The organism is Acidobacteriota bacterium, from assembly GCA_039030395.1.
GTDB lineage: Bacteria > Acidobacteriota > Thermoanaerobaculia > Multivoradales > JBCCEF01 > JBCCEF01.
This window is the reverse complement of record JBCCEF010000012.1, coordinates 89791-114956: the sequence shown is the minus strand read 5'-3', so window position 1 is coordinate 114956 and position 25166 is coordinate 89791. Positions and strand designations below refer to the sequence as shown.

The following is a 25166-nucleotide window of genomic DNA, read 5'->3' as shown; positions in this document are numbered from 1 at the left end:
GACTCGCCATGGCTCAGCGCTTGACCTCCGGCGGCATCTTCGGCCGGCGTCTCAGCCCGCTCGAGGAGAAGCTCGGCTATCGCTTCCGGCAACCGGACCTGATCGACCTGGCCGTCACCCACCGCTCCCACGCCAACGAGCACGGCCTGCTGGGCAATTACGAGCGGTTGGAGTTTCTGGGCGACGCTGTGCTCGGGCTGGTCACCGCCGACTGGCTCTACGACACCATGCCCGATGTCGCCGAAGGGGAGCTGTCGAAGCTCAAGAGCTTCCTGGTCTCGCGGCCGGTGCTGGCGCGGCGCGCCCGCTACCTCGAACTCGGCGAACTGCTTCGGCTGGGAGTTGGCGAGGAACGCTCCGGTGGACGCACCAAGGACTCCCTGCTGGCGGACTGTATGGAAGCGGTGATCGGCGCTGTCTACCTCGACGGCGGCCTGGAGCCGGCTGGAGAGCTGATCCGCGAACTTCTCGCCGAGGCCCTCGAACAGCGCCGCACCCGCTTCCTCGGCGACGCCAAGACCCGCCTCCAGGAACTCGCTCAGGCGGAAGGCTGGTCCCTGCCGGATTACCGGTTGATCGAATCCAGCGGCCCGGACCACTCGAAACTTTTCACCTTCGAGTGCCGTTTGAACGGTGACCGCGTCGGCGTCGGCTCCGGCAAGAGCAAGAAAGTGGCCGAGCAGGCCGCCGCCGCGGCGGCGCTGGAGATCGTCGAAGGTCCCCACGCCCTGTAGCTGTTCGGCGGCTCCTAGCCGTCTCTCCCGACAGCTTCTCAACCGCCTCGGAATCAGAGCGAGGGAATGACGATGAAGCGAAATCTCTGCGCTTTGCTCGGGTTGCTGGTGCCGACGCTGCTGCTGGCGGCCTGTGAGCCGAAACGGTCGGTGGACCTCGTCCTTCGCGACGTGAAGGTGATCGATGTCGAGAGCGGCGCCGTAGTCTCCGGGCAGGTTGTCGTGGTGGATCAGGGCGTGATCGAGGCCGTGCTGCCGGACACCCGCGAAGGGCAGTTCGAGGCGGCACAGATGGTCGATGCGGACGGCAGTTTCCTGATCCCCGCCCTGGGCGATGCGCACGTCCACCTGCAATACCCGAGCGAACTGGAGAACTACCGGCGCCACGGCGTGGGGCTGGTGGTCAACATGTCCGGCGGGCCGACACATCTGGCCCTGCGGGACGACGTCCGCCAGGGCCGCCGCGACGGGCCGAGGATCGTCACCGTCGGACCCACCCTGGATGGTCCCCGACCGACCAATCCGCTGTTCACCTCCGTGACCCCGGAGACCGCGCCGGAGATAGTCGGCTGGATGGCCGAACAGGGCTACGACGCCGTCAAGGTCTACCAGCAGATGGATGCGGAGACCCTGCGGTCAGTGATCGATGCGGCGCGGGACAAAGGCATGATCACCACCGGCCACGTGTCCCGCGAAAGCGGCATCGAAGGTGCGCTGGAAGCGGGCCTGCGCTATGTCGCTCACGGCGAAGAGCTGGCCTTCGAGGCCTTCGAAGAGGAACCGCGGCGCTTCGACCGCTCCCAGATTCCCACCCTCGCCGCGCGGCTGGCTGAGCGGGGCGTCACCGTGACGCCGATGATCCGGTACCTCCAGGACGTCCCACCGCAGGTGCTGGCTCTCGACTCCTTCCTGGCCCAGGACGCCTTCGCGGCGCTGCCGGCCGGAATGAAGCTCTCCTTCGGAGCCCGCCAAGGCTGGTTCGCCAACCGTGAATCGCCGGACGCCTTCGCCGCGCAGATGGAGGATGCGGCGGAGTTCGTCTCCGATCTGACGGCGGCGCTGCGCGACCGGGGAGTGCCCTTGATTCTGGGGACCGACGCCGGCTTCGGCGGTGCCCTGCCGGGCTACGGCGTGCACCTGGAACTGCGCAGCCTGGTGGCGGCCGGGTTAAGCGAGCTGGAAGCCTTGCAGACGGCGACGCTGAACCTCGGTCGCTACCTCCAGGAGATCGGCGCCGCCGAACCTCCCTGGGGTCGGATCGAATCCGGCTTCAGCGCCGATCTCTTGCTGCTGCGCGACAACCCTCTGGAGAACATTGCCGCCACCGAGTCCATCGCCGGCGTGGCGCTCGCCGGTCGGTGGATCTCTGAGCAAGGCTTGGTGGAGATCGAACAGAATCTTCGGAACAGACAAGAGTTGCTTCTTCCATTCGCCACGGCCTTTGAAGACGCCCTCCTTGAAGGCGACGTGAGGGCCGCACGGGAAGCGGTCGCCGGGATCCCCGAAGAGGTGGCCGGGGAACCGCTGATCAGCCCGGACAACTGTATTTTTCTCGGCTATCGGTACTACTACCGCGGTCAGCGCGACCTCGCCGGGCAGCTCTATGACCTCTGCGCCGAAATGTATCCGAGAAGCGCGCCGCTTTGGTGGCACATCGGGCAGGCGCGGGAGGACGGTGGGAACCGCGACGGCGCGATCGCCGCCTACGCCAAAGCGCTGGAATCGAATCCCTGGTACCAGGATCCGGAGGAGGCGATCGCGCGGCTGGAGAAAGCTCCCGAAGGCGCCGAGCCCGACCCCTGACGGAGCGCCCAGACAACGGCTCGGGGCGCGGTTGGAATCCGGCATGTAGCGCTCTTTGGCACCCTGCTAGTATCCCTGCGCTATGGCTGAAACGCTACCCACCCCGAGTATCCGATCCCTCCACCATCACGATGGCGAGCAGGTGTTGCTGCGCGGTTGGGTGGAGAAGAAGCGCTCCAGCGGCAAGATCGCCTTCGTGCAGGTGCGCGACGGCAGTGGAGTGGTGCAGGTCGTCGCCAGCAAGGCGGATCTCGACGAGGCGGCCTGGGAGGCGGTGCAGGCGGCCGGACAGGAGTCGGTGGTGGCGGTGGAGGGCACCGTGAAGGTGGACGCTCGGGCTCCCGGCGGGGTGGAGATCCAGGGGTCCGGCCTGACGGTGCTGAGCACCGCCGACGATTACCCCATCACCCCCAAAGAGCACGGCACGGCGTTCTTGATGGAGCACCGGCACCTGTGGCTTCGCTCCAGCCGCCAGCGGGCCGCCCTCCGGGTGCGGAGTGAGGTGTGCCAGGCGATCCGCGATTTCTTCTACCGCCGCGACTTCACCCTGATCGACTCGCCGATCCTCACCCCGGCGGCCTGCGAGGGCACTTCGACCCTCTTCGAGACGGACTATTTCGGCGACAAGGCGTACCTGTCGCAGTCCGGCCAGCTCTATCTCGAGCCGGCGGCGGCGGCCCTCGGCAAGGTCTACTGCTTCGGTCCGACCTTCCGGGCGGAGAAGTCGAAGACTCGGCGCCACCTGATGGAGTTTTGGATGGTCGAGCCGGAAGTGGCCTTTCTCGAGTTCGATGGCCTGTGCGAACTGGCCGAAGAATTCGTCTGCGAGCTGACCGGCCGGGTGCTCGACCGCTGTGGCGAGGACCTGAAGGTGCTGGAGCGCGACCGGGAGGTGCTGGAGCGCATTGTGCCGCCGTTCCCGCGCATCACCTACCGCGAGGCCTTGGAGATCCTGCGCCAGCAGGGCAAGGCGATCGAGTGGGGAGATGACTTCGGTGCCGACGAGGAAACGGTGCTCGCCAATCACTTCGACAAGCCGGTGATGGTCTCGCGATTCCCGACGGCGATGAAAGCCTTTTATATGGAGCCGGATCCGGAAGACCCGGAGGTGGTGCTCGGTCTCGACCTGCTGGCACCGGAGGGCTACGGCGAGATCATCGGCGGCAGCCAGCGCATCCACGATCACGATCTACTGCTCGAACGCATCCACCAGCACGATCTGCCCGTCGAGGCCTTTCAGTGGTATCTTGATGTCCGCAAGTATGGCGGATTCCCTCATTCCGGCTTCGGCATGGGGGTGGAGCGCTTTGTCGCCTGGATGTGTGGCCTACCCCATCTGCGGGAGACCATCCCGTACCCGCGGATGCTCTATCGGATTTACCCTTGACCTGCTGCTTCACTCGTTCAACAGAATCGGTCGTGCGATGAACCGCCTGGCGGTCACCGTTTTGGTGCTCATCTGGGGCACCACCTGGGCGGCGATTCGGATTGGGCTGGAGGGCATTCCGCCGTTCACCGGCGTCGCCCTGCGCTTCGCCATCGCCGGTGCGTTGCTGCTCGCCCTGGTGCCGGTGTTCAAGGTGAAGCTCGGCCGCAGTCGCCGGGAGAAGATCCTGTGGCTGGTCAACTGCCTGCTTTCCTTCTCGCTCTCCTATGGGGTGGTGTACTGGGCCGAGCAGCGGGTGCCCTCCGGCCTGGCGGCGGTGCTCTTCGCCACTTTTCCGCTGTTCGTCGCCGGCTTCGGCCATTTCTGGCTGCCGGGCGAACGCCTAACGCCCCGCGGTGCCTTTGGCACCCTGGTGGGCTTTGTGGGTGTGGCGGTGATTTTTTCGGAAGACTTGAGCCGTCTGGGCGGCCCGGGGGTGGCGCTGGCCGCGGCGGTGTTCTTGATCTCACCCTTCGTTTCGGCCATCGCCAATGTCGCCACCAAGCGTTGGGGCAAGGATCTGCATCCGCTGTCGATCACCGCTGTGCCGATGGTGATGACGGCAGCCATCATGGGCGCCCTGGCGGCGCTGGTCGAAGGGGACCGGGAAGTGATCTGGAACGGTTCGTCCATCGGTGCCTTGCTGTACCTCTCGCTGTGCGGTTCGGCGATTACCTTTTCGCTCTACTTCTGGCTCTTGAACCGCATGCCCGCCAACCGCCTGGCGCTCATCACCTATGCGGTGCCGGTGGTCGCGGTGGTGACGGGAACTCTGTTTCTGGGCGAGACCCTCACCGCGCGGGTGCTCGCGGGCGCTGCCCTGGTAGTGGCCGGGGTGGCGTTGGCGGCGACTCCCGGCCGGCGGCGGCTGCAGGAGGATCCCGCCTAGGCTGCCGCCAGGCGATGCCGTGGCGCGGCTTGCCGGACTGCGGCAAAGAGGCTCCGCCGCGCCTTGCCGCCTCTCCCTCGAGCTCGGGAAGGCCCATACAGCAGAGACTTTTGCAGGAATTTCTCGATCTGCTACACTGAATGCCGAGTCGCGGCATCTAGCGGTTGACCGAAGAAAGACCGAGCGAAGATCACCGAGCAAAGGGGAGTGGCGATGGCGAGCGATAAGAAGATCCAGGTCAGTGAAGCCGAGTCGATGGAGGTGGCGGAAGCCTCCCGGGAGAAGGAGTGGAAACAGCCGAGCTTCATGCGGGAGCTGTTCCTCGGCAACTTTCGGCTCGATCTGATCCATCCCTTCCCGCTGCCCCGCGAGGACAACGAGGAGCGCCCGGAGTTCCGGGCCTTCTTCCGCGCCTTCCGCGAATTTGTGCGCGACGAGGTCGACGCGGTGGAGATCGACGCCACCGGCGAGTACCCGGAGAAGGTGATCGACGGCCTGCGCAAGCTCGGCGCCTTCGGCATGAAGATCCCCAAGGAGTACGGCGGCCTCGGTTTCTCCTCCGCCGAGTATCAGAAAGTGATGCGCTTCATGGGCAGCGTGGACGGCAATCTTTCCGCCCTGCTGTCGGCCCATCAGTCGATCGGCGTTCCGCAGCCGCTGAAGCTCTTCGGCAGTCCGGAACTCAAAAAGAAGTACCTGCCGAAGTGCGCCGCCGGCGAGATTTCGGCCTTCGCCCTGACCGAGGCGCAGGTGGGTTCCGATCCGGCCCGCATGACCACCACCGCCGTCAAGACCGAAGACGGCGACTACCGGTTGAACGGCGAGAAGCTGTGGTGCACCAACGGCACCCTCGCGAAGCTGCTGGTGGTGATGGCGACGGACCCGGCGACCAAGAAGATCAGCGCCTTCGTGGTGGAGACCGGCTGGAAGGGCGTGAAGATCGAGCACCGCTGCCATTTCATGGGCCTGCGTGCGCTCGCCAACGCGGTGATCAGCTTCAAGGATGTGCGCATTCCGGCGGAGAATCTGATCGGCGGTGAGGGCCGCGGCTTGAAGATCGCCCTCACCACCTTGAACGACGGCCGCCTGTCGATCCCCAACGGTTCCGTCGGCACCGCCAAGACCTGCCTGGAGATCTGCCGCACCTTCGCCGCCGAGCGTGAGCAGTGGGGCAAGGCGATCGGCAAACACGAGGCCATCGCCCACAAGCTGGCGGACATGGCGGCGACCACCTATGCCATGGAATCCGTCGCCGCACTGGCCACCGAAATGGCCGACCGCGGCGGCTACGACATTCGCCTGGAAGCGGCGGCGGCCAAGGAGTGGAACACCTACTGGACCTGGCACATCGTCGACGAGACGATGCAGATCCGCGGTGGCCGCGGCTACGAGACGGAGAAGTCCCTGGCCGCCCGCGGTGAAGAGCCCATCGGGGTGGAGCGTATGATGCGCGACTACCGGATCAACAAGATCTTCGAGGGCTCGAGCGAGATCATGCATCTGTTCATGGCCCGCGAGGCGGTGGACAAGCACCTGCAGGTGGCCGGTGCCCTGATCGATCCGAAGCAGGGCATTGCCGAGAAGGCCGCCGCTCTGCCCACAATCGGCGCCTTCTACGCCTCCTGGTACCCGACCCGCTGGCTGGGCTGGGGCCGCTACCCGCGCTACGACGAGTTCGGTCGCCTCGGTGGGCACCTGCGTTTCGTCGAGCGCAGCTCCCGCAAGCTGGCGCGCGAGGTGTTCCACGGCATGGTGGTGCACCAGGCCAAGCTGCAGAACAAGCAGGCCTTCCTGTTCCGCCTGGTGGATGTCGCCAATGAGCTGTTTGCGATGGCCGCGTCGATCTGCCGGGCTCAGGCGTTGACCGAGCAGCGCCACCGGGATGCCAGGAACGCCACCGAGATGGCGGATCTGTTCTGCCGCACCTCCCGCCGCCGCATTCGTCAGCTCTTCCGCGACCTGTGGTCGAACGACGATGTGCGCAAGTACGGTGTCGCGATGCGGGTGCTCGCCGGCAAGCACCGCTGGCTGGAAGACGGCATTTTGCACCCGGGTGAGCAGGCCGAGGCAGAGAAGAAGCCCGCCAAGCCGCGCCTGGCGCCGGTCAAGGCCGGATAGAACGCCCAACTTAGGCAACAACGAGAAACGGCGGACCCGAGGGTCCGCCGCCCAGCCCCCTAGAGAGAGAACTAGCAGGGCAGCTGAAATCATAGGCCAAAGGCCTTTTTCAGCAACCTGCTAGTGCATCCCTTGAACCTCGCCGTCCACCAGGTCGATGCGGTGGGCCGCCGGTTCCGCCGGTAGGCCCGGCATGCGGAGGATGCTGCCCAGGAGCGGGATCACAAAGCCGGCTCCGGCGGCCGAGACGACGCTCTCGACGGTGATCTCGAAGCCTTCCGGCCGGCCGGCGAGCTGCGGGTTGTCGGACAGCGACGCCGGGGTCTTGGCGACACACAGGGGAAGTCCGCTCAGGCCCAGGCCGTCGATGCGCTTCAAGTCCTTCTCGGCCTGTTTCGAGTAGGCCACCGAGGCGGCGCCGTAGACTTCCGTGGCGATGGTTTCGATCTTGGCCTTCAGTGGCTGATCCAGCTCGTAGAGGAGCTTGAGGTTGCCGGGCTTCGATTCTGCTTGGGCCACCACCGCGCGGGCCAGGTCGATGGCTCCTTCGCCGCCCTGGCCGAAGTGGTCGGACTCGGCAAAGGTGGTGCCGGCCTGTTCACAGGCGGCGCGCACGACGGCGATCTCCTCGTCCGTGTCGTCGCCGAAGCGGTTGAGGGCCACGACCGGCTCGAAGCCGAATTTGCGGGCGTTCTCGATGTGCTTGAGGAGGTTGGGGATACCCGCTTCGACGGCGCGCGGATCGGTGTCCGTGCCGCCGCCGCCGTGGTGCCGCAGGGCCCGCACCGTCGCCACCAGCACCACCGTCACCGGTCGCAGGGCGGCCGAGCGGCACTTGATGTCGAAGAACTTCTCGCCGCCCAGATCGAAGCCGAAGCCCGCTTCGGTGACCGCCCAGTCGCCGTGCGCCAGGGCTGCCTTGGTGGCGAGCACCGAGTTGCAGCCGTGGGCGATGTTGGCGAAGGGGCCGCCGTGGATGAAGGCGGGAACGCCCTCGACGGACTGCACCAGGTTGGGCATCAGGGCGTCTTTGAGCACCACCATCATCGAGCCGGTGGCTTTGAGGTCGTCGGCGGTGACCGGGTTGCCGTCGCGGTCCATGGCTACCTGCAGGCGGCCGAGGCGGCGGCGCAGATCGTCCAACCCTTCGGCCAGGCAGAGGGCGGCCATGATCTCGGAAGCCGGGGTAATGTCGAAGCCGGTTTCCCGGGGCACCCCCTGCATCGGTCCGCCGAGGCCGACGATGACGTTGCGCAGCGCCCGGTCGTTCAAGTCGACCACTCGCCGCCAGGTGATCTGACGTACGTCGATGCCCAGAGCGTTGCCGTGCTGCAGGTGATTGTCGAGCATCGCCGCCAGCAGGTTGTTGGCGGTGGAGATGGCGTGGAAGTCGCCGGTGAAGTGGAGGTTGATGTCCGTCTCCGGCACGACGACCGAACGGCCGCCGCCGGTGGCGCCGCCTTTCATGCCGAAGGTCGGGCCGAGGGAGGGTTCGCGCAGCGCCAGGCAGACCTTCTTGCCGATCTTGGCGAGGCCCTGGGCGAGGCCGATGGAGGTGGTGGTCTTGCCCTCACCGGCGCGAGTGGGGGTGATGGCGGAAACCAGGACTAGTTTGCCGGCCGGTCGGCCTGCCACGGACCCCAGGCGGATCTTGGCCTTCTCGGTGCCGTAGGGCACGACATGTTGCGGCGCGATGCCCATCTCCCGGGCCAGCTCCTCGATGGAGCGGAGCGCATCTCCTCCCATGGTGGTTCTTCCTTTCTCTGCAAGCTCTTCCTGCGGGCTCACGGCGAATGCGGTGCCCGGAGTGAGGCGTCGGTTCCAAGAAAACAAATTGTCGGTGGCGCCAGAGTGTATCCTGACCGGCATGATGCGCGCAGTTTTGCCCACCCGCGATCCTTCATCTCCCTGGCCGGAAGTGGGCGATCTTGCGGATCCCTTGCCGGGCCGCGGCGAAGTGCTGGTCCGGGTGCATGCCGCCGGTCTCAACCGGGCGGACCTGTGGCAACTGCGGGGCAGCTATCCGCCACCTCCGGGGGAGAGCGAGGTGCCGGGCCTGGAATGCGCCGGGGTGATCGAAGCCCTCGGTCCGGAGGTGACCTTCTGGCAGCCTGGTGACCGGGTGATGGCCCTACTGGCTGGAGGTGGACACGCCGAGAAGGTGGTCGTTCCCGTCGGCCAGCTCATGGCGATGCCGCCGAACTGGTCATTCGCCGAAGCCGCCGCCGTGCCGGAGGTGGCTTTGACCGCCTGGACCAACCTGGTGGCCGAAGGCGGCCTCGAGGAGGGTCAGTCGGTGGTGATCACCGGCGCCAACGGCGGCGTGGGTACCTTCACCGTGCAGCTGGCCCGGCAGTTCGGGGCGCGGGTGATCGCCGCCGGCCGCGGACTCGAACGGCTGGAACCCTTGCGGGAACTGGGCGCCTCGGAACTGGTGGTGCTGGCGCCGGATTTGCCGGCGGCGATCCGCCGGGCGAACGGTGGCCAGGGGGTCGATCTGGCCCTTGATCTCATCGGCGGCGAGCACCTGCCGCGACTGCTGCTGGCGTTGCGCTCCGGCGGCCGGCTGGTGCTGGTGGGAATCGATGCCGGCCAGAGCGTGGAGGTGCCCCTGGGGGTGATCCTCAGCCGGCGCTTGTCGATCATCGGTTCGGTGCTCCGTCCGCGCTCGCGGGCGGAGAAGGCCGAGTTGGTGAGATGCTTTATGAACTTTGCCCAGCCACGGCTGGAGGACGGGCGGCTGCGGCCGGTGGTGGATCGGGTCTTGCCCTTCGAAAGAATCGCCGACGCCTACCGCGCTCTGATGGCTGGTGGAGTCGCCGGCAAGATCATCGTTGAGATGTCCGCAGCCTACGACGAGCCCGAGAACACCGAGCACGAAAATGGGGGATCGGCCGAAGCCGATCCCCCGCACTAGCTTCCAAGGAACGAGCTGCCGAACCGCTATTGGCAGATCTCCCACTTCGCTGCGAACCTACCGATCGAACTCAAGGACGGACGGTCCTTCCAGTCGCCGCTGATCTTGCCGACGGCGCTGGTGCCGCCGAAGGGGATGATCTTGGCGCCCCAGGTGCCGAAATCCACACCCCCGGAGGTACCGTTGAGCCGGTATCCGCCGGAGACCCAGAAGTCCGGATCCGGCGCGTTGCCGTCGTAGATGATGCCCGCCACGATGCCGGTGTTCGGCCCCGTCGGCGACAGCGTCAGCACGATCTTGTAGGCGATCGCACCGGAACTGTCGTAGAGGTAGCCGCCGGCGCTGCCGAAGGACAATCCGTTGGGCTCGTTCCAGGAGCCTTCCGACTTGCCGTCCTCGCAGGTGAAGCAGGCGTTGGTGTCGAAGGCGTCACAGGTCGCCGAGCAGGCGAGAGTGCCGCCGTCGAAACCCAGGCTGCGGCAGGTTTGACCGAAGAGGTCGGTGCCGTCGCACTTCTCCAGGCCCTCGCGGGTGTTGTTGCCGCAGGTCTGGAGAAGCATCCAGCCCATGTCCGCCAGCGCCATCGGCGTCAGGTCGAGGTCGTCATCGAGATCCGCCGAGATGAACGGCTCCATCAGCAGGTTCGGCGTGGCGCTCGTATCCCAGTGGGAGATCGAGGACCCCGGCTGCACCGGATCCGGCGAGAACAGCTTGACGTTGCCGTCGTCATCCGCTCCGGCGAGCTGGTCGCCGGCGACCCCGAGGTTCGCCACCACTCCCGGCAAATTCGCCTTGATGGTGTTGCCGTCGTCGAGCGAGATGCGAACCGACGGGATGGTGAGGCCCGGATCCGTACCGGCCAGGCCCGGCGGCGGACAGCCGGCGACGTTGTCGGCGATCACCACGCCCACCGCGCCGGCGGCTTCGGCGTTCTGCGCTTTCACCGTGAAGGCACAGGAACCGCGGTCGATCAAAGCGATGTTGCCGGCGGTGAAGCCCACCAGCGCCTCGCAGCCGTCGGTGGTGGTGCCCACGCCGTCATTCACCAGTTCGACGGTGCCGGAGACTCCGGGACTCGCCAGCGGTGGACCGAAACTGGCTGTGCCCACCGCGTAGGTGCCGGCGATGCCCGCCGGCGCCGTCACCCGCAGGCCCGGCGCGCCGCTGTCGAGAATGAACGGTGCGAACATGTTGACCTGCGGACCGTCCCACACCACGCCGCAGCAGTTGATCGCCGAAGCCACGCGCTGGGCGTTGGTCATCTGGTCCCAAAACAGGCCCTGGTCGTTGTCGAAGGTGAAGCGGTCGAAGACGCTCGGCAGGAAGGGAGGGCCGACGAACTGACCGGTCGACTCGTTCGTGAAACTGGCGAAGCCCACGCCGTGGCCGATTTCGTGGGTCACCACCGTGACGTAGTCGATGTCGTTGCCGTTGTTGTGGTCCAGCCCGTAGTACCAGTTGGTGCCGGCCAGGCAGTTGGGGTTGTTGTCGATCGAGCGGTTGAACTGGGCGACGATGTCGTCGGCGTTGGTGCCCGGGGCTCCCGGTGCCAAGTCCACGCCGGCCAGCTTGTTGGCCAGGGCGCCCGGATACCAGGTGTTGGTGAAGGGGGCATTGGCGAAGTTTGCGAACACCTGGATGGTGCCGGCGGCGCCCAGCACCGCCGAGGTGGCGTTACATGGCAGCGGTGGGTTCGACGCCTGCACCCGAATGGTGATCGGGCTGTCGAGGGTGGCTCCCCACAGGCCGGCGGCGTACTGGAAAGCGTTCAGCCGCTGCTGACCGAGGGTGGTGCCGGGGTTGCCGCCGACCGGGGCGGCGGGAGTGGGATCATTGAAGCCGACATTCGGTGGGTCGACGTTGACGATGGTGACCGTGGCGCCGAAGGCGGCCGGGGCGGCGAGCAGTGAAAGGGCGGCGAGAAGGAGTAGGGCGTGGCGCAGCTTAGTGGTCAAGGTGCACCTCCTCGCCGGTCGCGGCCGCGAAGGCCTTGTCGACGGATTCCACGCACTGTCCGCTCAAGCTGCCGTCCTCCGCCTGCTCGGCGGTGGACAGGCTCAAGAAGCGGCCCTGGAGGTCCAGGCGCACGCCGCCGTCTTCCATCTCGATGGCCTTGAGCGGGGCGATGGATCGGCCGGTCCGCAGGTTCTTCTCCTGCTCACCGAGCTTGCGGGATTCTTCGGCGGTCAGCGGGCGCAGCTTGCCCGTCTCCGGGTCGAGGGCGACCTTCAGGGCGGTCAATTCCGTTTCGACGCCCGCGCCGGGCGCGTGGATCACCTGCACGCTGGCAATGACTTCCGCCGGCGTTCGCTGGTCGGCCGGAGAGTCGGCCCACGCCGGGGTGATCAGCAGCGCGGCGACCAGAGCCGCGCCGAGAACTATGAACAGGGATGGCTTGGTTGGAGTCTTCCTACGGGAACTTCGGCAGTCCGCCATTGTGTTGCCTCCTTAGAGCACACCAATTTCTCGGATGGAGAACGCGGCGGAGTTCTCCATGCTTCGGTCGCGTCTGCCGACGCCGATGCGACGACAGAGGAAACCCATCGAAGGCGGCCTGGGCGCGAGCCCGGCTGCTTGTTCTAGGCCTCTATTGGAAGTAAGCGATAAAAGGCGGTAATTCAGATGGAAGGACGGCGAAGGCGTCCGCCGCGGGCGTCTCAGTCTTCCGAAATCGACAGGTAGGGGGACCACCTCGCCAAGATCTCGCGGCCTTCCGGCGTTTTGGAGAGGCCGTGGAGATCGCGCCAGGAGGAGCGGACAAGGCGCTGCGCCGCCGGCAGGTCACCGCCCTGGTCGAGGGCTTCGGCGGCCAGCACCTGAACGGCGGCGCAGGTCTCGGCGCTCGGCGCAAAGGTGCGGGAATTCTGGAAGGCGTAGGCCGAGGCGAGGGGATCTCCGAGGGCCGACAGGGCATAGCCTAGATTCTGCCAGCAGTGAAACTGCAGGGCACTGGTGGAGTGGACGGCGCAGCCGTCGAGGGTGCTGTGAAAGACCTCCACGGCGAGGCGGAGCAGGGTCTTCGATCCCTCGCCCATCAGGGCGCAGGCGAGCTGAAAGCGTAACCCGGCGCAAAGCTTGCCACCGGCGGAGCGGTGCGAGGCGCTGGAGTCGACCAAATGGTCGTGTTCGAGAGCGTAGAGGGCGGCAGCGGTTGCCGGCTGCTCTTGGCTCAAGTCGTCTGCCCAGGCGATCGAGTCGCCTCCGAGCAGGCTCTCGGGTGAGTCGATATGTAGGATTTTCCGGGCGGCCCGTTCTCGCTGTCGGTGACTGAGATCGAACAGTTTTCCGCTGCGGTGACCTTGCAGTCGGTTCAGAAGCTGTCGCGCTCGACTCGATGCTTGTTGACGTCTCGCAGGATCCACGATTCCTCTCCTCCCTCGATGGAATGAGACGGCCGGCTCCTCAGCCTTTGCGACGAGGCTTCGAGGCTGAGGAGCCAGCACTCGCTGTACAGAGAGAGAGCCGGCAGGAGGAAAAAGGTGTACCGGCCACCGGACAAACTTCTCCCTTGCTCCTTGGAAGCGAAGGAGGGAAAGAAACGGGGTCAAACCCCGGCGCCGGGGCCTAGGCTGGTGCCCAGCCGGCGTGGAAGCAGGCGGGGATGGCGGTGCTCAGGGGCAGGTGGGTGATGGGTCCGGCGGCGATGTTCTGGGCGTCGAAGACCAGGAAACTGGAGGAGAGTCCGCCACCCTGTGAGGCGTCGCCGGCCCCGAGATCCAGTTCGTGACAGACGACCAGACCGCGGCCCGGCCGGCCGGGTTGGCCGGCGAAGATGGGTTCCGAGGCGAGAAGTCGGCCTGCGGGAGCCTGCCACAGGTCGATGGACTCGTCGGACCAGCGAAGGTGGACGAGCTGATCGAAAAACTTGCGGCCGGAGCGGCCGGTGGCGGAGATTCCCAGCATCCAGAAGTCATCGTAGTCACCGTCGACGATGCGCACGTCGACCGCCGGGAAGTCCGGCGCCGCATCGTAGGGCAGGGTACGCCGCTCGATCCATGCCCCCTTTTCGGGGTCCACCACCCAGCGCACCGGTCGGCCCGGCGCCACCGATCGGTAGAGATCCGGTAGCGGCTGGTATTGGCCGTAGACCGGCTCGTCCAGTTCCAGTAGGTCGACGTAGAGCAGGCCGTCCGCTTCGAAGCTGTGGATGTGGTGTAGGCAGGCTCGGGGGAGCTCCAGGGCCACGTCCAGTGCGATCTCGCCGCTCTCGCGGTCCACCACCAGCAGGCGGCTGCCGAGATCCGGCTGCCAGGAGAGGGAGTCCATCACGCACTGGCCGCTCTCGATGATCCCCGTCACGTCGAGCAGGTGGGGATTGACGTAGAAGGTCGCCCATCTCCGGCTGAGGCCGAAGTCGTGCATCGAGCAGGGGTACGGTAGGGGAATCCGTCGCCGGCCGGCCAGCTCGCCGTCCGGAGTGAAGCGGTAGAGGTTCACCAGCGGCCGGCGGGCGGCGTAGGAGATTCCGAAGTTGAACATCTCGCCGCTCTCCGGATCGATGGACGGGTGGGCCGACAGCGGACTGACGGCGTTGAGGCGGCCGTTGAAGGTGTGCTCGCCGCGGGTTTCCAGAGTGTCCGGGTCGAGCGCCCAGGGCAGCCCCTGCTCGCCGAAGGCCAGGAGGTGCCCGGCGAAGGGCACCACGCTGACGTTGACCGGCGACTCGAGCCCTAAGCCGCGGCGCAGTCGATCGCCATCGAAGGCGGTGCCAAAGGTACGAAAGAGGGCGCGTCCGGCGGCCTCTTCGTCGCGCAGTTTGGTGCTCTGGACGAAACGCCGCCGGAAGCGCGGCCTTTCGCCGCGGGTGATTCGCAGGCTCGAGACCGCGCCGTCGCCGTCGAGCCAGTGGCGGTAGGCGAGGTCGCCGCGCCGGTAGCGGGCCGGGCCGTTGAAGTAGCAGGTGCCGTCCAGCCATTCCGGGAGCGCCTGGCCCTCGACCTCGAGCCGCTCGTCGGCCTCGGACGGCGGCAGATCGAACATCCGTTCGAGGGCGGGCGCCGCAGCCCGTGGCGAGGCGATCACGCGCCGGCTCCGGCGACCGCCGCTACCTCATCGGGCGCCGAGACCTCACTCGGGAACACATCCATCACGGCGGGATCGAAGGACCACTCCCAGGGCGGGGCGGAGCGATCGGCCTGGGCCCAGCCTCGCGCCATCGCCGCCGGATCGAAGGTCAGCGCGTTGGGATCGATCGCTTCGATCATCGGGCGGCAAGTCATCACCGCCGGTTCGCCCAGCACCACCGACGCCACCCGCGCCCACAGGAAGCGCGCCAGCTCGTCGAGGTTGGCGAGCTGATCCTGCAGCACCCGGCGGGCTTCGGCGACGTCGGCTCCGACTCGGTAGAAGGTCTTCTCGGCGGCGTCCAGAGTGCCGAACCTGAGAAAATCGAAGTACACCGGCTCGGCGGGCAGGCCGACGGCATTCTTGCGCCACTGGAAGTAGTCCGAGAGAAGCTGCTGGACGGCGCGGTTCATCGGACCGAGCTTGGAGAACGCCTTCAAGTACGAGACGGCGAAGCGGCGGTCGGTGAACAGGTCGTTGATGAACGGGAAGACGTAGAATCCGAAGTAAACGGAAAGCTCCCAGCCGTACTTGAGGGAGAAAACCTCCGGGTCGCCCAGGGCGTCGTAGGACAGGGCGTAGGACGGCTCGTAGGCGGCGTAGGCGGCCTTCATGAGCTGCTCGTAGAGGCGGGTCTTGGCGGCCAGCTCGTCGGCATCTCCCGTCTGAATGGCGTCGACGATCAGGGTGTTGTAGATCGAGATCAGGTCGCTTCCGGGGCTGTAGAGGGGATCCGTAAAGCGCCCGGCTTCGCCGGCCAACGCCCAGCCGTCGCGGCTGATGGTCTGCGAGCAGTCGTGGGAAAAGTCCTTGTAGCCGCCGTAGTCGAGAACCTCGCGGGCGGGCAGGTCGCGGGCGAAGAGCGGAAACTCCTTGCACACCCAGTCGGTGGCTTTCTCCACCGAGAAGACATCGCCGTGGGAGATCTTCTCGGTGTCGTAGACCAGGCCCAGGCTGGTCTTGCCCTGCAGCGGAATCACCCAGAACCAAAAGCCTTCGCCCATGAAGTGGTTGGTCGCCATCCAGAAGGGCAGGTGACCGGTCTCCCGGCGGCTGGGATGCAGCCGCACCTCCCGCCGCGACTGCCCGGTGAGCTTGTCGATGTCCACCAGGCCGTCCACCCACCAGAAGAAGGCACCATGGCGGATGGGGTTCTTGCGCGCCATGCCCCGGCGCTTGGCGAGCAGCCGAACCCGGCCGGTGGTGTCGACCACCCAGTCGGCGGTGATCTCCCGCCCTTCGCCGCGGTGGGCGAAGGCCAGGGCGTGGGGGCCCGGGCCGTCGAGAGGCGCTTCGATCTTGGTGACCGCGGTGAGGCAGGTGAAGCGCTCGAATTCTTCGTTCCGGGCGAGCACCGCGCGCTCGAATTCATTGCGGTCGAGCTGGTAGCTGGCGATGTTCGAGAACTTTCGGATGTAGGCCTGCGAATAGTCCTCGAAGCCGGCGTTCGACCGCTCACCGCTCTTCCAGTAGAAGCGCAGGTTGTACTTCATGAAGTGTTCCGTCAGCAGCAGCTCTTCGAGATCGAGCACCTTGGAGTAGTAGTAGCCGGCGAGCTGGACGGAGGACTCGCCGACCTTTTGGCGGTGGTGCGGCAGGCTCGCGTTTCGCTCTAGCAGGAGGACGCGTTTGTCCGTATCCAGAAGCAGGTGACGGGCCAAGGTCAGGCCGGCCAGGCCGCCGCCGAGGATCACGACATCGTAGTGCTCGCTGTCGAAGGTCTGACCGGTCGAGCGGGGAAGGGAAGCGCTCATGACGACACCTTTCCGAGAATCAAGGCGAAGTGATTGCCGTCGAGGCCGGCGGCGGTGACGAGGACCCGATCCACCGTCGTCGTTTGGGCATCGGGCGACAAATCCAGGCCGGAGGTTTCCAGGGACTTCGGAACTTTCTCCAGCCGGTGGACCCCCGGTACCCTGCCGGTGCGCAGGATCTCCAGGGCGAGAAGGGTCTGGAGAGCGCCGGAAGCGCCGAGGGTCTCGCCGAGCTGCGACTTGACGGCGGCCACCGGCACTTTCCGGGCTCCGCCGTTGAGGGCGCGGGCCAGGCCCAACCCCTCACGTTCGTCCCCTAACCTGAGGCCGCTGGCGCCGGCGCTGACGGCGTCGATCGCCGCCGCCGGGAGCTCCGCTTCCTGGAGCGCCAGCTCGATGGAGCGCGCGACGGCGGCCACGGCGGAATCCTCGTCGCGGCCGCGGGTGGGGTCGAAGGCGTTGCCCTGGCCGAGCACCGTGGCCAGGGTCGGCGCACCGCGTTCGGCGGCGCGTTCGGCGTCTTCCAGCATCACCAGCGCGGCGCCCTCGCCGAGGACGAAGCCGGAACGGCCTTCGTCGAAGGGTCGGGGTCCGGCCGGATCGTCGCTCAGATGGCCGCTTCGGGCGAAACCGAAGAGGGCCTCAAAGGACAGCTCTTCGGCGCCGCCGGCCAACGCCAACGCGGCCCGTTCGCGGCGGATGAGATCGGTGCCGTAGCCGATCGCCTGGAGGCCGGCCGTGGGGCCGCCGGTGAGGGTGGCGTTGATGCCCGGCAGGCCGTGCCAGATGGCCGCCTGACCGGCGGCGGCGTTGATCACGCTGTTGGCGAAGTCGAGGGGCTTGACGTACTGCGGTCCGGCCTCCAGGCAGCGGCGGTCGAACTCCGAGATGGTGCGGATGCTGCCGAACATGGTGCCGAGCACCAGCCCGACCTCCTTCCTGCCTTCCCCGGCCTCCCAGCCGCCGGCGTCAAGGGCTTTCTGGCACGCCGTGGCGGCCAGCCGCGAGGTGCGGTCCAGGGCGCGCAGGTTGCCGCGGCCGAGGTGTTCCCGCGGCGAGTAATCCTGCAGCGGAAAGGCCGTGTCCCGCGGTAAGCCCGCGGTGGGGAAGTCGGTGATCGCGGCCAGGCCGGAGCGGCCGGCGCAGGCGGCTTCGTGGAGTGCCTGCGGCGAATCTCCGAGCGGATGGATCGCCCCGGCGGCGGTGATGACGACCTCGGCGGCGCTCATGACGCGACCCGCCGAAAGACCACCGAGGCATTGTTGCCGCCGAAGGCCGAGGCGTTGTTGAGGGCGACCCCCACCGGCACTTCGCGCGCCTCGTTGGGGACGCAGTCGATGTCGCACTCCGGGTCCGGCTGCTCGAAATTGATCGTCGGCGGCACCTTGTTCTCGGCCACCGCCAGGGTGCAGACGGCGGCCTCCATCGCCGAGGCGGCACCCATGGTGTGGCCGAGCATCGACTTGACGGAACTCACCGGCACCCGCCGGGCACCCTCGCCGAAGGCCTGGTAGAGAGCCAAGGTCTCCAGCCGATCGTTGGTCGGCGTGCCGGTGCCGTGGGCGCTGACATAGCCCACTTCCTCCGGCCGCACCCCGGCGTCGTCAAGGGCGGTGGTCATCGCCCTCGCGGCACCGTCGCCTGCGGGGTGGGCGGCGGTCATGTGGTGGGCGTCGCAGGACAGGCCGTAGCCGGCGACTTCCGCCCAGATGCGAGCCCCCCGCTGGCGGGCCGAGGACTGCCGCTCCAACACCAGCACTGCCGCCCCCTCGCCGGGAATCATCCCCTGGCGGTCGCGGTCGAAGGGCCGGCAGACGTCCGGTGAAACTGCTCCAAGGCGCGCGAATCCGGTGTAGGTCATACGCGAGAAGGCGTCGGCACCGCCGGCCAGCATGCGATCCGCCCGGCCGCTGGCGAGGGCGTCGCAGGCGAAGCCGATGGCGTAGTTGCCGGCGGCGCAGGCGGCCGGGATCATAGTGTTGGGACCGCCGAAGGCGAGCGCTTCGGCGACGTGAGCGGCAATCACGTGGCTGGGGTAGAAGGTCATCAACTCCGGCCCGACGTCGGCCAGCTTTTCGTTGACGAACTGCGCGTTGAAGTGCTCGATGACCCTGGGCTCCCCGGAGGTGGTGCCCATGGCGACTCCCCAGCGCAGTGGATCGCCTTCGGCCCCCGTCAGGTCCGCATCCGCTAAGGCGAGGCGCGAAGCGGCGACGGCGAGCTGCGAGGCGCGCCCCCAGGTCGGATCGACGTCGTGGTCCTGTGGGCGAAAGTCCTTCACCTCGCCGCCGTTGTGAACACGGTAGCCAGAGGTGTCGATGGACTCCACGGGCGCTATGCCGGAGCGTCCTTCCAACAGGCTGTTCCAGAAGGAGCGATGCCCTATTCCCACCGGGCTAACGACACCGATTCCGGTGATAACGATGGGTTCCATGGCTGGGGTTCCGGACGTCGGATCAGGCGACTTCGGCCTGGGTCTTTTCGGCCTGTAGCGCCTCGACCAGCTCCACCGCCTGGCCGATGGTCTGGACTCCCTTGATGCGCTCATCCAGGTCCGGAGCGCCGAGTCGGAACTCGTAGTCCATGTCCACCCCGATCTCCAGGAGGGAGAGAGAATCTAGATCCAGATCGTCGAACAGATGCGCGTTGTCGCCGATTCCGTCGGCGTCCAGGTCGGCAACGGTGGCGATGATTTCCTTGATCTTGCTGCGAATCTCGTCACGCTTCATGGTATTTCTCCTTGGAATCCCTGACCCCCGCCGGCGAGCGGGAGAACGGTCTTGTGTGTCAGCTAGGTTCCTTAGGGGAAAATCAATGTGATTCGTTTCCCTCGATGCATGCATATATACAGACATAATCCTAGTGTATCGGAGCAACGTGCCAGCCATTTTCTCATGAAGAAATGCGCAATGAGTAATGCTCGCTCGAGGTGCCTTTTGGCTCTGACCTTGATTTTCGGTGCTCTGCTGCCTTTGGATGCAGGAGCCGAGGAACCGGACCGTTTCTTTCGAGGAGTCTTCATCGCTCGCTCGGGAGCGTCTCCGACTGAAGGCAACGCCGATCGCCGCTTTGCCCCAGCTTCCGTCCAGAAGGTCTTTCTCGCGGCAGCGGCGTTACACCACCTCGGACCGGAGTACCGGATCGACACGGCGGTCTTCGGCACCACCGCGCCCCGCGAAGGGGTGCTGGTCGGTGATCTGGTGGTGCGGGCGGCGGGTGATCCTTCTTGGGCCGGCCGCTGGCACGGTGGCAAGGGGGACGCTCCGCTGCGCGCCCTGGGCAAAAGCCTGCGGCAGAACGGACTCCTGCGAGTCACCGGAGACTTGGTCGTCGATCTTCACCGATTCCCCGGTCGCGCCATGCCGGCCGGTCGTCCGCTCTCCGAGAGCGCCTACGCCTTCGGCGCCCCCACCTCGGCCCTGGCGGTAGACGAAAACGCCGTCGAGGTCTCCATTGCGCCGGGGGCGAAGGTGGGGGATCGGGGCGCCTTCGCCGGGCCGCCCCGTCTGCGGCTCATCAACGAGATCCAGACCGTCGGAGCGGAACGCCACGGTCGCGGCACGGTGGATTTCCTGCCGGATTGGGGGACGCCCGCGATACGCGCCCGCGGCGAGTATCCGATTTCGGAGGCGGCCTACACCCTGAAGGTGGCCACTCCCGACCCGGAGTACCAGGCCGCCGAAGCTCTGCGGACAGCCCTCGCCGCCGAGGGGATCGCGATGGAAGGGGAGATCCGCCTGCGCCACCGACCGAGCGGCCAGGAGGAAGTCCATCTTGCCACCCTGCGCTCGCCACCCCTCGCGAGGTTGTTGGTGCCGGTATTGGAGGACAGCCACAACTGGTACGCGGAGATGATCCTGCGGCAGATCGCCCTGGCCAAGATCGGCGAGGGCCGCTACGATGGCGGTCTCACCCTGCTGCGCGACTTCCTGACGGACGTCGTCGGCGTGCCGGCGGAGAGTTTCGTGGTGGGCGATGCCTCGGGTCTTTCGGATGCCAACCTGATCACCCCCCGCAGTGTGGCGGCGGTGTTGACTTGGGCTGTCGATCAGCCCTGGTTTTCGGCCTTTCGCGACGCCCTGGCCCGGCCGGGAAAGGGCACCCTCGAAGCCTGGCGTCGCCCGGCGGACCTCGCCGCTAAGACCGGCACCCTGCGCCACACCCACGCCCTGGCCGGCTACCGTCGCCCGGACTCCGAGAATCCGCGGGTGTTCGTGATCTTCCTCGATCACCAAACCGAAGGCCGCGCCGCCGCCTGGCGGGAAATGGTGCGGCTTCTGGCGCGATGACCCGCCAAGCCTGCTAGAGTCTGGCCGCCTTCGGCGGCGCTGGGGCGGTCAGGAGGGGGCAATCAATGGTCAGCAAGGTGAAGGGCTCTCGGTGGACTCCCGCCGATTCGAGCGCGCTCTACCACATCGCGGGTTGGGGAAACGACTACTTCTCGGTCGGCGCCGAGGGCACGGTGCAGGTTCATCCGGAGGGGCCCGGCGGGCCGGCGGTGGACCTGAAGGCGCTGGTCGACGAGGTGCGCGAGCGCGGCATCGAGCTGCCGCTGCTGATCCGCTTCTCGGAAATCGTCAAGGCGCGGGTGGAGGAGCTGCACTTCGCCTTCGCGGCCGCCATCGAATCCTACGGCTACGGCGGTCGCTACCAAGGGGTGTATCCCATCAAGGTCAATCAGAACCGCAATCTGGTGCAGCGGCTAGTGGAGTACGGGCGGCCCTTCCACTACGGCCTGGAGGCTGGCTCGAAGGCGGAACTGCTGGCGGTGATGGCGATGCTCGACGACCGTCAGGCGCTGGTGATCTGCAACGGCTACAAGGACGAGGAGTACGTCGAGACAGCGCTCCTCGCCTCGAAGCTCGGGCCGAAGGTGGTGCTGGTGGTGGAGAAGCGGTCGGAGTTGCGACTCCTCCAGCGGGTCTCGGAGCGCAGCGGCCTGCGCCCCTGTATCGGCATCCGCGCCCGGTTGGCGGCGCGCGGCTCCGGCTACTGGCAGGAGTCCGGCGGCGAAGGTTCGAAGTTCGGGTTGAGTGCCCGCGGCCTGGTCGAGGCGGTGTCGTTTCTGCGACAGGCGGAGATGCTCGACTGCTTCGAACTGCTGCACTTCCATATCGGCTCTCAGATCTCGAGCATCCGGTCCGTCAAGGACGCGCTGCGGGAGGCCAGCCGGCTGTACGCCAACCTATCGCGCATGGGAGCGCCGCTCTCCTATCTCGACGTCGGCGGCGGCCTCGGGGTGGACTACGACGGCTCCGGCAGCGCCGAGGCCTCGTCGATCAACTACTCCCTCCAGGAGTACGCCAACGACGTGGTGTTTGGGGTGATGGACGTGTGCGATGGCGAGGGCATCGCCCATCCGGTGCTGGTGTCCGAGTCCGGCCGGGCGGTGGTGGCGCATCACGCGGTACTGGTGGTCGAGACCCTCGGAGTGGCGGAGACGGAAGCCGGCGAGATCCCCGACCATCTGCCGGCCGGCGTGGAGCCGCCGTTGCGCAATCTGTATGACAGCCTGCGGGATCTCAGCCGGTCGAATCTCGTCGAGACCTACCACGATGCCCTGTCCTACCGGGACGAGTGCCTGAGCTTGTTTTCCCTTGGCCACATGTCCCTCGAGCACCGTGGCCTGGCGGAGGACATTTTCCTGAGGATCGGCCAGCGAGTATTGGATCTGGCCCGGGCCGATGGAGACCTACCGGAGGACCTGCGTCCGCTGGAAGGTCTGGTGGCGGACACCTATTTCTGCAACTGGTCGATCTTCCAGTCGCTGCCCGATGCCTGGGCCATCGGCCAGGTCTTCCCGGTGATGCCGATTCACCGGCTGGACGAGCGGCCGAGCCGCTCCGGCACGCTGGTGGACATCTCCTGCGACTCCGACGGAAAGATCGCTCGCTTCATCGACGGCCGGGAACCGAAATCTCTGTTGGACCTCCACCCGACCCGATCCGGCGAGCCCTATTACCTCGGAGTGTTTCTGGTCGGCGCCTACCAGGAGGCGCTGGGAGACCTGCACAACCTGTTCGGCGACACCAACGTCGTGCAGGTGTCGATCGATCCGGCGGGCGGCTACACCATCGAGGGGGTCGAGGAAGGCGATTCGGTGAGTGACGTCCTCGGCTACCTCCGGTACAGTCGCCAGGAACTGGTGGCCCGGGTGCGCCGGGCGGCCGAACTCGCGCTGCGCGACGGGCACCTCGGCCGAAACGATGCCCGGCAACTTCTGAAGGTGTACGAGGCAGGACTCGCCGGCTACACCTATCTTGAACCCTGAGGGCCTCAAAGCCGGAGGCCTCGAAGGCTGAATATGAACCAGCAGCGAATCACTCTCTACACCGACGGTGGCGCCAGTCCCAATCCCGGTCCCGGCGGCTGGGGGGTGGTGATTCTCACCGGCGATGACCAGCGCGAGTTGTCCGGCGCCGAGGCCCACACCACAAACAATCGCATGGAGCTGACGGCGGCCATTCGCGGCCTGGAAGCGGTGGTGACCGAAGCGGACGCCGTCCAGGTGATCACCGACTCCCAGTACCTGCGCCGCGGGGTGACCGAGTGGCTGGCCGGCTGGATCGCCAAGGGCTGGCGCAAGAAGGACGGCAGCGCGGTTCTCAATGCCGACCTCTGGCGATGCCTGGCGGAGTTGACCGCCGGCAGGCAGGTCGACTGGGCTTGGGTCAAGGGCCATGCCGGCCACCGCCACAATGAGCGCGCCGACGCCCTGGCGACGGCGGCGGCGGATACCCTGCGCGGCGGCCGGGGCCTGAAGGCTCAGGGCGCAGAATCCGGTCCGACGCAGCAAGGCTCGCCGCCGACGGCGCGATCCATTCATTTGCGTCTCTCCTGCCACCGCGGACGGGGACGCTGGGTGGCTCTGGTGCGCGACGGCGGGGAAGAGCGCCTGGTCGAGGGACGACGCAACGGCACCACCGGCAACGAGCTGGAAGTGCTGGCCGGGGCGGAACTGCTCGCCGAGTTGCCGGAGGCCGAGCCGGTGACCTTCTTCGCCCCCTCCGACTACCTGCGTTTGGGGGCCAGCGAGTGGCTGGCCGCCTGGCGGCGCCGGGGCTGGCGGACGGCCGGCGGCAAGGCGGTCAAGAACCAGTCGGCCTGGCAGGCGTTGAGCCGTCAACTCGCCGGCCGCACCGTCCACTGGCGGGAATCCTCCGAGGAGCCGGAGGTGCGCAAGCGCCTGGACCAGGCCCTTCGGTCCTCGAAGGGCGCTGAGACGTCGCAGTCCGGCAAGAAGAGGGGAGGCCGATGAACGAGCGAACACTGATGGACGATCCGGCGCGGGTTTCCGAAATCGTCGCAGCCCTGCGCCGGGCGGGAAGCTTCGCCCTCGACCTGGAGTTCGTTTCCGAGAGCCGCTACATCCCGGAGCTGTCGCTGGTGCAGGTGGGCTGGGGTGATCCCGATTCTCCGGCGGTGGCGGCCATCGATCCCCTCGCCGTCGATGTCGAGCCGGTGGCGCAACTGCTGGCCGATCCGGAGGTCGAAAAAGTGCTGCACGCGGCGCAGGCGGACCTCGCTCTCCTGGGCCAGCGCTTCGCGGTGGCCGGGCGGAACGTCTTCGATACCCAGATCGCCGCCGCCTACCTGGGGATAGGCGATCAAATCGGCTACGGCAACCTGGTGCAGAAAGTGCTCGGCGTCACCCTCGACAAGGGGGCTCAGTTCACCCAGTGGTCGCGGCGGCCCCTCGACGACGAACAGATCCGCTACGCCCTGGACGACGTGCGCTACCTGCCAGAGATCCGCCGCCGGTTAGGAGAACAGCTCGACGCGCGCCGACGAATGGCCTGGGTGCGGGAGGAATCTCAGCGGCTGGCGGCCGCCAACGCCGAGCGGCCGAAGCCGGAGGAGATCTATCGCAAGATCAAGGGATGGGACCGCATGGCGCCGCGCAGCCAAGGGGTGGTGCGGGTCCTCGCCGCCTGGCGCGAGCGCCGAGCCCTGGCCGGCAACAAACCGCCGCAGTGGGTGCTGCAGGACCGGGTGCTGCTGGAGATCGCCCGCCGGCCGCCGAAGAAACTGGCGGATTTCGAACGCGTTCGCGGCATCAAGGAAGGGTTCGTGCGACGCCACGGTCGGGAGTTGTTGGAGCGGGTGCGAGAGGGTCTCGCTCACCCGCTAGAACCCTCGCCCCGGCCGCCGGCCCTTTCCGATGAGCAGAAGGTCCAGAGTTCGATGGTTTCCGCCATCGTCCAGGCGATGAGCCGGGAGGCGGGGGTGGCGCCGCGCTTCGTCGCTTCGCGCGACGAGGTCGAAGCGCTGGTCCGCTGGTGGGGCAGCGGCGACCGTGAATTGGCGAGCGCGCCGGAGTTGGGCATCCTCACCGGCTGGCGGCGGCAGCTGGCCGGTCAGCCGGTGCTCGACTGGCTCGCCGGCCGTACCTCCATCGTCGCCGCCGCTGACGGCATCGAGCTGCGGACGGTGGAGTCCCCCCAAGGGCAGCGATGAGGGC

Annotated in this window: 19 protein-coding genes and 1 pseudogene; 11 read left to right on the top strand and 9 right to left on the bottom strand. The window is 67.1% G+C overall.

Translation table 11 applies throughout. The annotated features are described in order from the left end of the window. Window positions 1–8 precede the first annotated feature (8 nt). The 5 genes from rnc to AAF481_12870 all read left to right on the top strand — a co-directional run bounded on the left by rnc (window position 9) and on the right by AAF481_12870 (window position 6970). Window positions 9–734: a ribonuclease III gene (gene rnc / locus AAF481_12890; protein MEM7482064.1), complete on the top strand. Its 726-nt coding sequence runs from the start codon at window positions 9–11 to the stop codon at window positions 732–734. A gap of 72 nt (window positions 735–806) precedes the next feature. After that, entirely contained in the window at window positions 807–2537 is a 1731-nt protein-coding gene (locus AAF481_12885; GenBank protein ID MEM7482063.1) for an amidohydrolase family protein, read from the top strand. Between the two features lie 82 nt (window positions 2538–2619). Beyond that, complete coding sequence (gene asnS, locus AAF481_12880; protein MEM7482062.1) at window positions 2620–3924, top strand: asparagine--tRNA ligase; 1305 nt, start codon at window positions 2620–2622, stop codon at window positions 3922–3924. A 37-nt stretch (window positions 3925–3961) separates the two neighbouring features. Continuing rightward, complete coding sequence (locus AAF481_12875; GenBank protein ID MEM7482061.1) at window positions 3962–4852, top strand: EamA family transporter; 891 nt, start codon at window positions 3962–3964, stop codon at window positions 4850–4852. A gap of 213 nt (window positions 4853–5065) precedes the next feature. Beyond that, window positions 5066–6970, top strand: coding sequence for an acyl-CoA dehydrogenase family protein (locus tag AAF481_12870; GenBank protein MEM7482060.1), 1905 nt, complete (start codon window positions 5066–5068; stop codon window positions 6968–6970). Between the two features lie 120 nt (window positions 6971–7090). On the opposite strand, the gene AAF481_12865 is transcribed toward AAF481_12870, so the two are convergent. Then, window positions 7091–8716, bottom strand: a complete 1626-nt coding sequence (locus AAF481_12865; GenBank protein ID MEM7482059.1) for a formate--tetrahydrofolate ligase — start codon at window positions 8714–8716, stop codon at window positions 7091–7093. Between the two features lie 121 nt (window positions 8717–8837). Here AAF481_12865 and AAF481_12860 point away from each other — a divergent pair, with 121 nt between their 5' ends. After that, the gene (locus AAF481_12860; GenBank protein ID MEM7482058.1) at window positions 8838–9887 is read left to right on the top strand and encodes an NAD(P)H-quinone oxidoreductase; all 1050 of its coding nucleotides are present in this window, start codon (window positions 8838–8840) and stop codon (window positions 9885–9887) included. A 26-nt stretch (window positions 9888–9913) separates the two neighbouring features. On the opposite strand, the gene AAF481_12855 is transcribed toward AAF481_12860, so the two are convergent. The 8 genes from AAF481_12855 to AAF481_12820 all read right to left on the bottom strand — a co-directional run bounded on the left by AAF481_12855 (window position 9914) and on the right by AAF481_12820 (window position 19434). Further along, window positions 9914–11842: a PA domain-containing protein gene (locus tag AAF481_12855; GenBank protein MEM7482057.1), complete on the bottom strand. Its 1929-nt coding sequence runs from the start codon at window positions 11840–11842 to the stop codon at window positions 9914–9916. Continuing rightward, a complete protein-coding gene (locus tag AAF481_12850) occupies window positions 11832–12323 on the bottom strand; it encodes a hypothetical protein (GenBank protein MEM7482056.1) in 492 nt (163 codons plus the stop codon). The genes AAF481_12855 and AAF481_12850 overlap by 11 nt, the downstream gene beginning before the upstream one ends. A gap of 221 nt (window positions 12324–12544) precedes the next feature. After that, on the bottom strand, window positions 12545–13249 hold the full coding sequence (locus AAF481_12845; protein ID MEM7482055.1) for a hypothetical protein: 705 nt from the start codon (window positions 13247–13249) through the stop codon (window positions 12545–12547). Window positions 13250–13451: 202 nt separating this feature from the next. Continuing rightward, the gene (locus AAF481_12840) at window positions 13452–14909 is read right to left on the bottom strand and encodes a carotenoid oxygenase family protein (GenBank protein MEM7482054.1); all 1458 of its coding nucleotides are present in this window, start codon (window positions 14907–14909) and stop codon (window positions 13452–13454) included. Next, window positions 14906–16705: a hypothetical protein gene (locus AAF481_12835; protein MEM7482053.1), complete on the bottom strand. Its 1800-nt coding sequence runs from the start codon at window positions 16703–16705 to the stop codon at window positions 14906–14908. Before AAF481_12835 ends, AAF481_12840 begins: the two co-directional genes overlap by 4 nt. Beyond that, on the bottom strand, window positions 16702–17934 hold the full coding sequence (locus tag AAF481_12830; protein ID MEM7482052.1) for a beta-ketoacyl synthase N-terminal-like domain-containing protein: 1233 nt from the start codon (window positions 17932–17934) through the stop codon (window positions 16702–16704). The genes AAF481_12835 and AAF481_12830 overlap by 4 nt, the downstream gene beginning before the upstream one ends. Further along, window positions 17931–19139 carry a beta-ketoacyl-[acyl-carrier-protein] synthase family protein gene (locus AAF481_12825; GenBank protein ID MEM7482051.1) on the bottom strand — a complete coding sequence of 403 codons (1209 nt, stop codon included), beginning with the start codon at window positions 19137–19139 and terminating at the stop codon, window positions 17931–17933. Before AAF481_12825 ends, AAF481_12830 begins: the two co-directional genes overlap by 4 nt. A 22-nt stretch (window positions 19140–19161) precedes the next feature. Next, window positions 19162–19434, bottom strand: coding sequence for a phosphopantetheine-binding protein (locus AAF481_12820; protein ID MEM7482050.1), 273 nt, complete (start codon window positions 19432–19434; stop codon window positions 19162–19164). Window positions 19435–19641: 207 nt separating this feature from the next. Here AAF481_12820 and dacB point away from each other — a divergent pair, with 207 nt between their 5' ends. The 5 genes and pseudogenes from dacB to AAF481_12795 all read left to right on the top strand — a co-directional run bounded on the left by dacB (window position 19642) and on the right by AAF481_12795 (window position 25162). Then, window positions 19642–20994: a D-alanyl-D-alanine carboxypeptidase/D-alanyl-D-alanine-endopeptidase gene (gene dacB / locus AAF481_12815; GenBank protein ID MEM7482049.1), complete on the top strand. Its 1353-nt coding sequence runs from the start codon at window positions 19642–19644 to the stop codon at window positions 20992–20994. 65 nt (window positions 20995–21059) lie between these two features. After that, window positions 21060–22976, top strand: coding sequence for a biosynthetic arginine decarboxylase (gene speA, locus AAF481_12810; protein MEM7482048.1), 1917 nt, complete (start codon window positions 21060–21062; stop codon window positions 22974–22976). A 33-nt stretch (window positions 22977–23009) separates the two neighbouring features. Then, window positions 23010–23468, top strand: a pseudogene (gene rnhA / locus AAF481_12805) (ribonuclease HI). A gap of 63 nt (window positions 23469–23531) precedes the next feature. After that, window positions 23532–23963, top strand: coding sequence for an RNase H family protein (locus tag AAF481_12800; protein ID MEM7482047.1), 432 nt, complete (start codon window positions 23532–23534; stop codon window positions 23961–23963). Further along, a complete protein-coding gene (locus AAF481_12795; GenBank protein ID MEM7482046.1) occupies window positions 23960–25162 on the top strand; it encodes an HRDC domain-containing protein in 1203 nt (400 codons plus the stop codon). The genes AAF481_12800 and AAF481_12795 overlap by 4 nt, the downstream gene beginning before the upstream one ends. Window positions 25163–25166 lie beyond the last annotated feature (4 nt).

Bases quoted from the DNA above. Each gene is read 5' to 3' on its own strand.
- AAF481_12885 (MEM7482063.1), top strand. From the start codon at position 807: ATGAAGCGAAATCTCTGCGCTTTGCTCGGGTTGCTGGTGCCGACGCTG.
- AAF481_12860 (MEM7482058.1), top strand. From the start codon at position 8,838: ATGATGCGCGCAGTTTTGCCCACCCGCGATCCTTCATCTCCCTGGCCG.
- AAF481_12830 (MEM7482052.1), bottom strand. From the start codon at position 17,934: ATGAGCGCCGCCGAGGTCGTCATCACCGCCGCCGGGGCGATCCATCCG.
- AAF481_12865 (MEM7482059.1), bottom strand. From the start codon at position 8,716: ATGGGAGGAGATGCGCTCCGCTCCATCGAGGAGCTGGCCCGGGAGATG.
- asnS (MEM7482062.1), top strand. From the start codon at position 2,620: ATGGCTGAAACGCTACCCACCCCGAGTATCCGATCCCTCCACCATCAC.
- AAF481_12875 (MEM7482061.1), top strand. From the start codon at position 3,962: ATGAACCGCCTGGCGGTCACCGTTTTGGTGCTCATCTGGGGCACCACC.
- AAF481_12870 (MEM7482060.1), top strand. From the start codon at position 5,066: ATGGCGAGCGATAAGAAGATCCAGGTCAGTGAAGCCGAGTCGATGGAG.
- AAF481_12820 (MEM7482050.1), bottom strand. From the start codon at position 19,434: ATGAAGCGTGACGAGATTCGCAGCAAGATCAAGGAAATCATCGCCACC.
- AAF481_12850 (MEM7482056.1), bottom strand. From the start codon at position 12,323: ATGGCGGACTGCCGAAGTTCCCGTAGGAAGACTCCAACCAAGCCATCC.
- speA (MEM7482048.1), top strand. From the start codon at position 21,060: ATGGTCAGCAAGGTGAAGGGCTCTCGGTGGACTCCCGCCGATTCGAGC.
- AAF481_12795 (MEM7482046.1), top strand. From the start codon at position 23,960: ATGAACGAGCGAACACTGATGGACGATCCGGCGCGGGTTTCCGAAATC.
- AAF481_12825 (MEM7482051.1), bottom strand. From the start codon at position 19,139: ATGGAACCCATCGTTATCACCGGAATCGGTGTCGTTAGCCCGGTGGGA.
- AAF481_12835 (MEM7482053.1), bottom strand. From the start codon at position 16,705: ATGAGCGCTTCCCTTCCCCGCTCGACCGGTCAGACCTTCGACAGCGAG.
- rnc (MEM7482064.1), top strand. From the start codon at position 9: ATGGCTCAGCGCTTGACCTCCGGCGGCATCTTCGGCCGGCGTCTCAGC.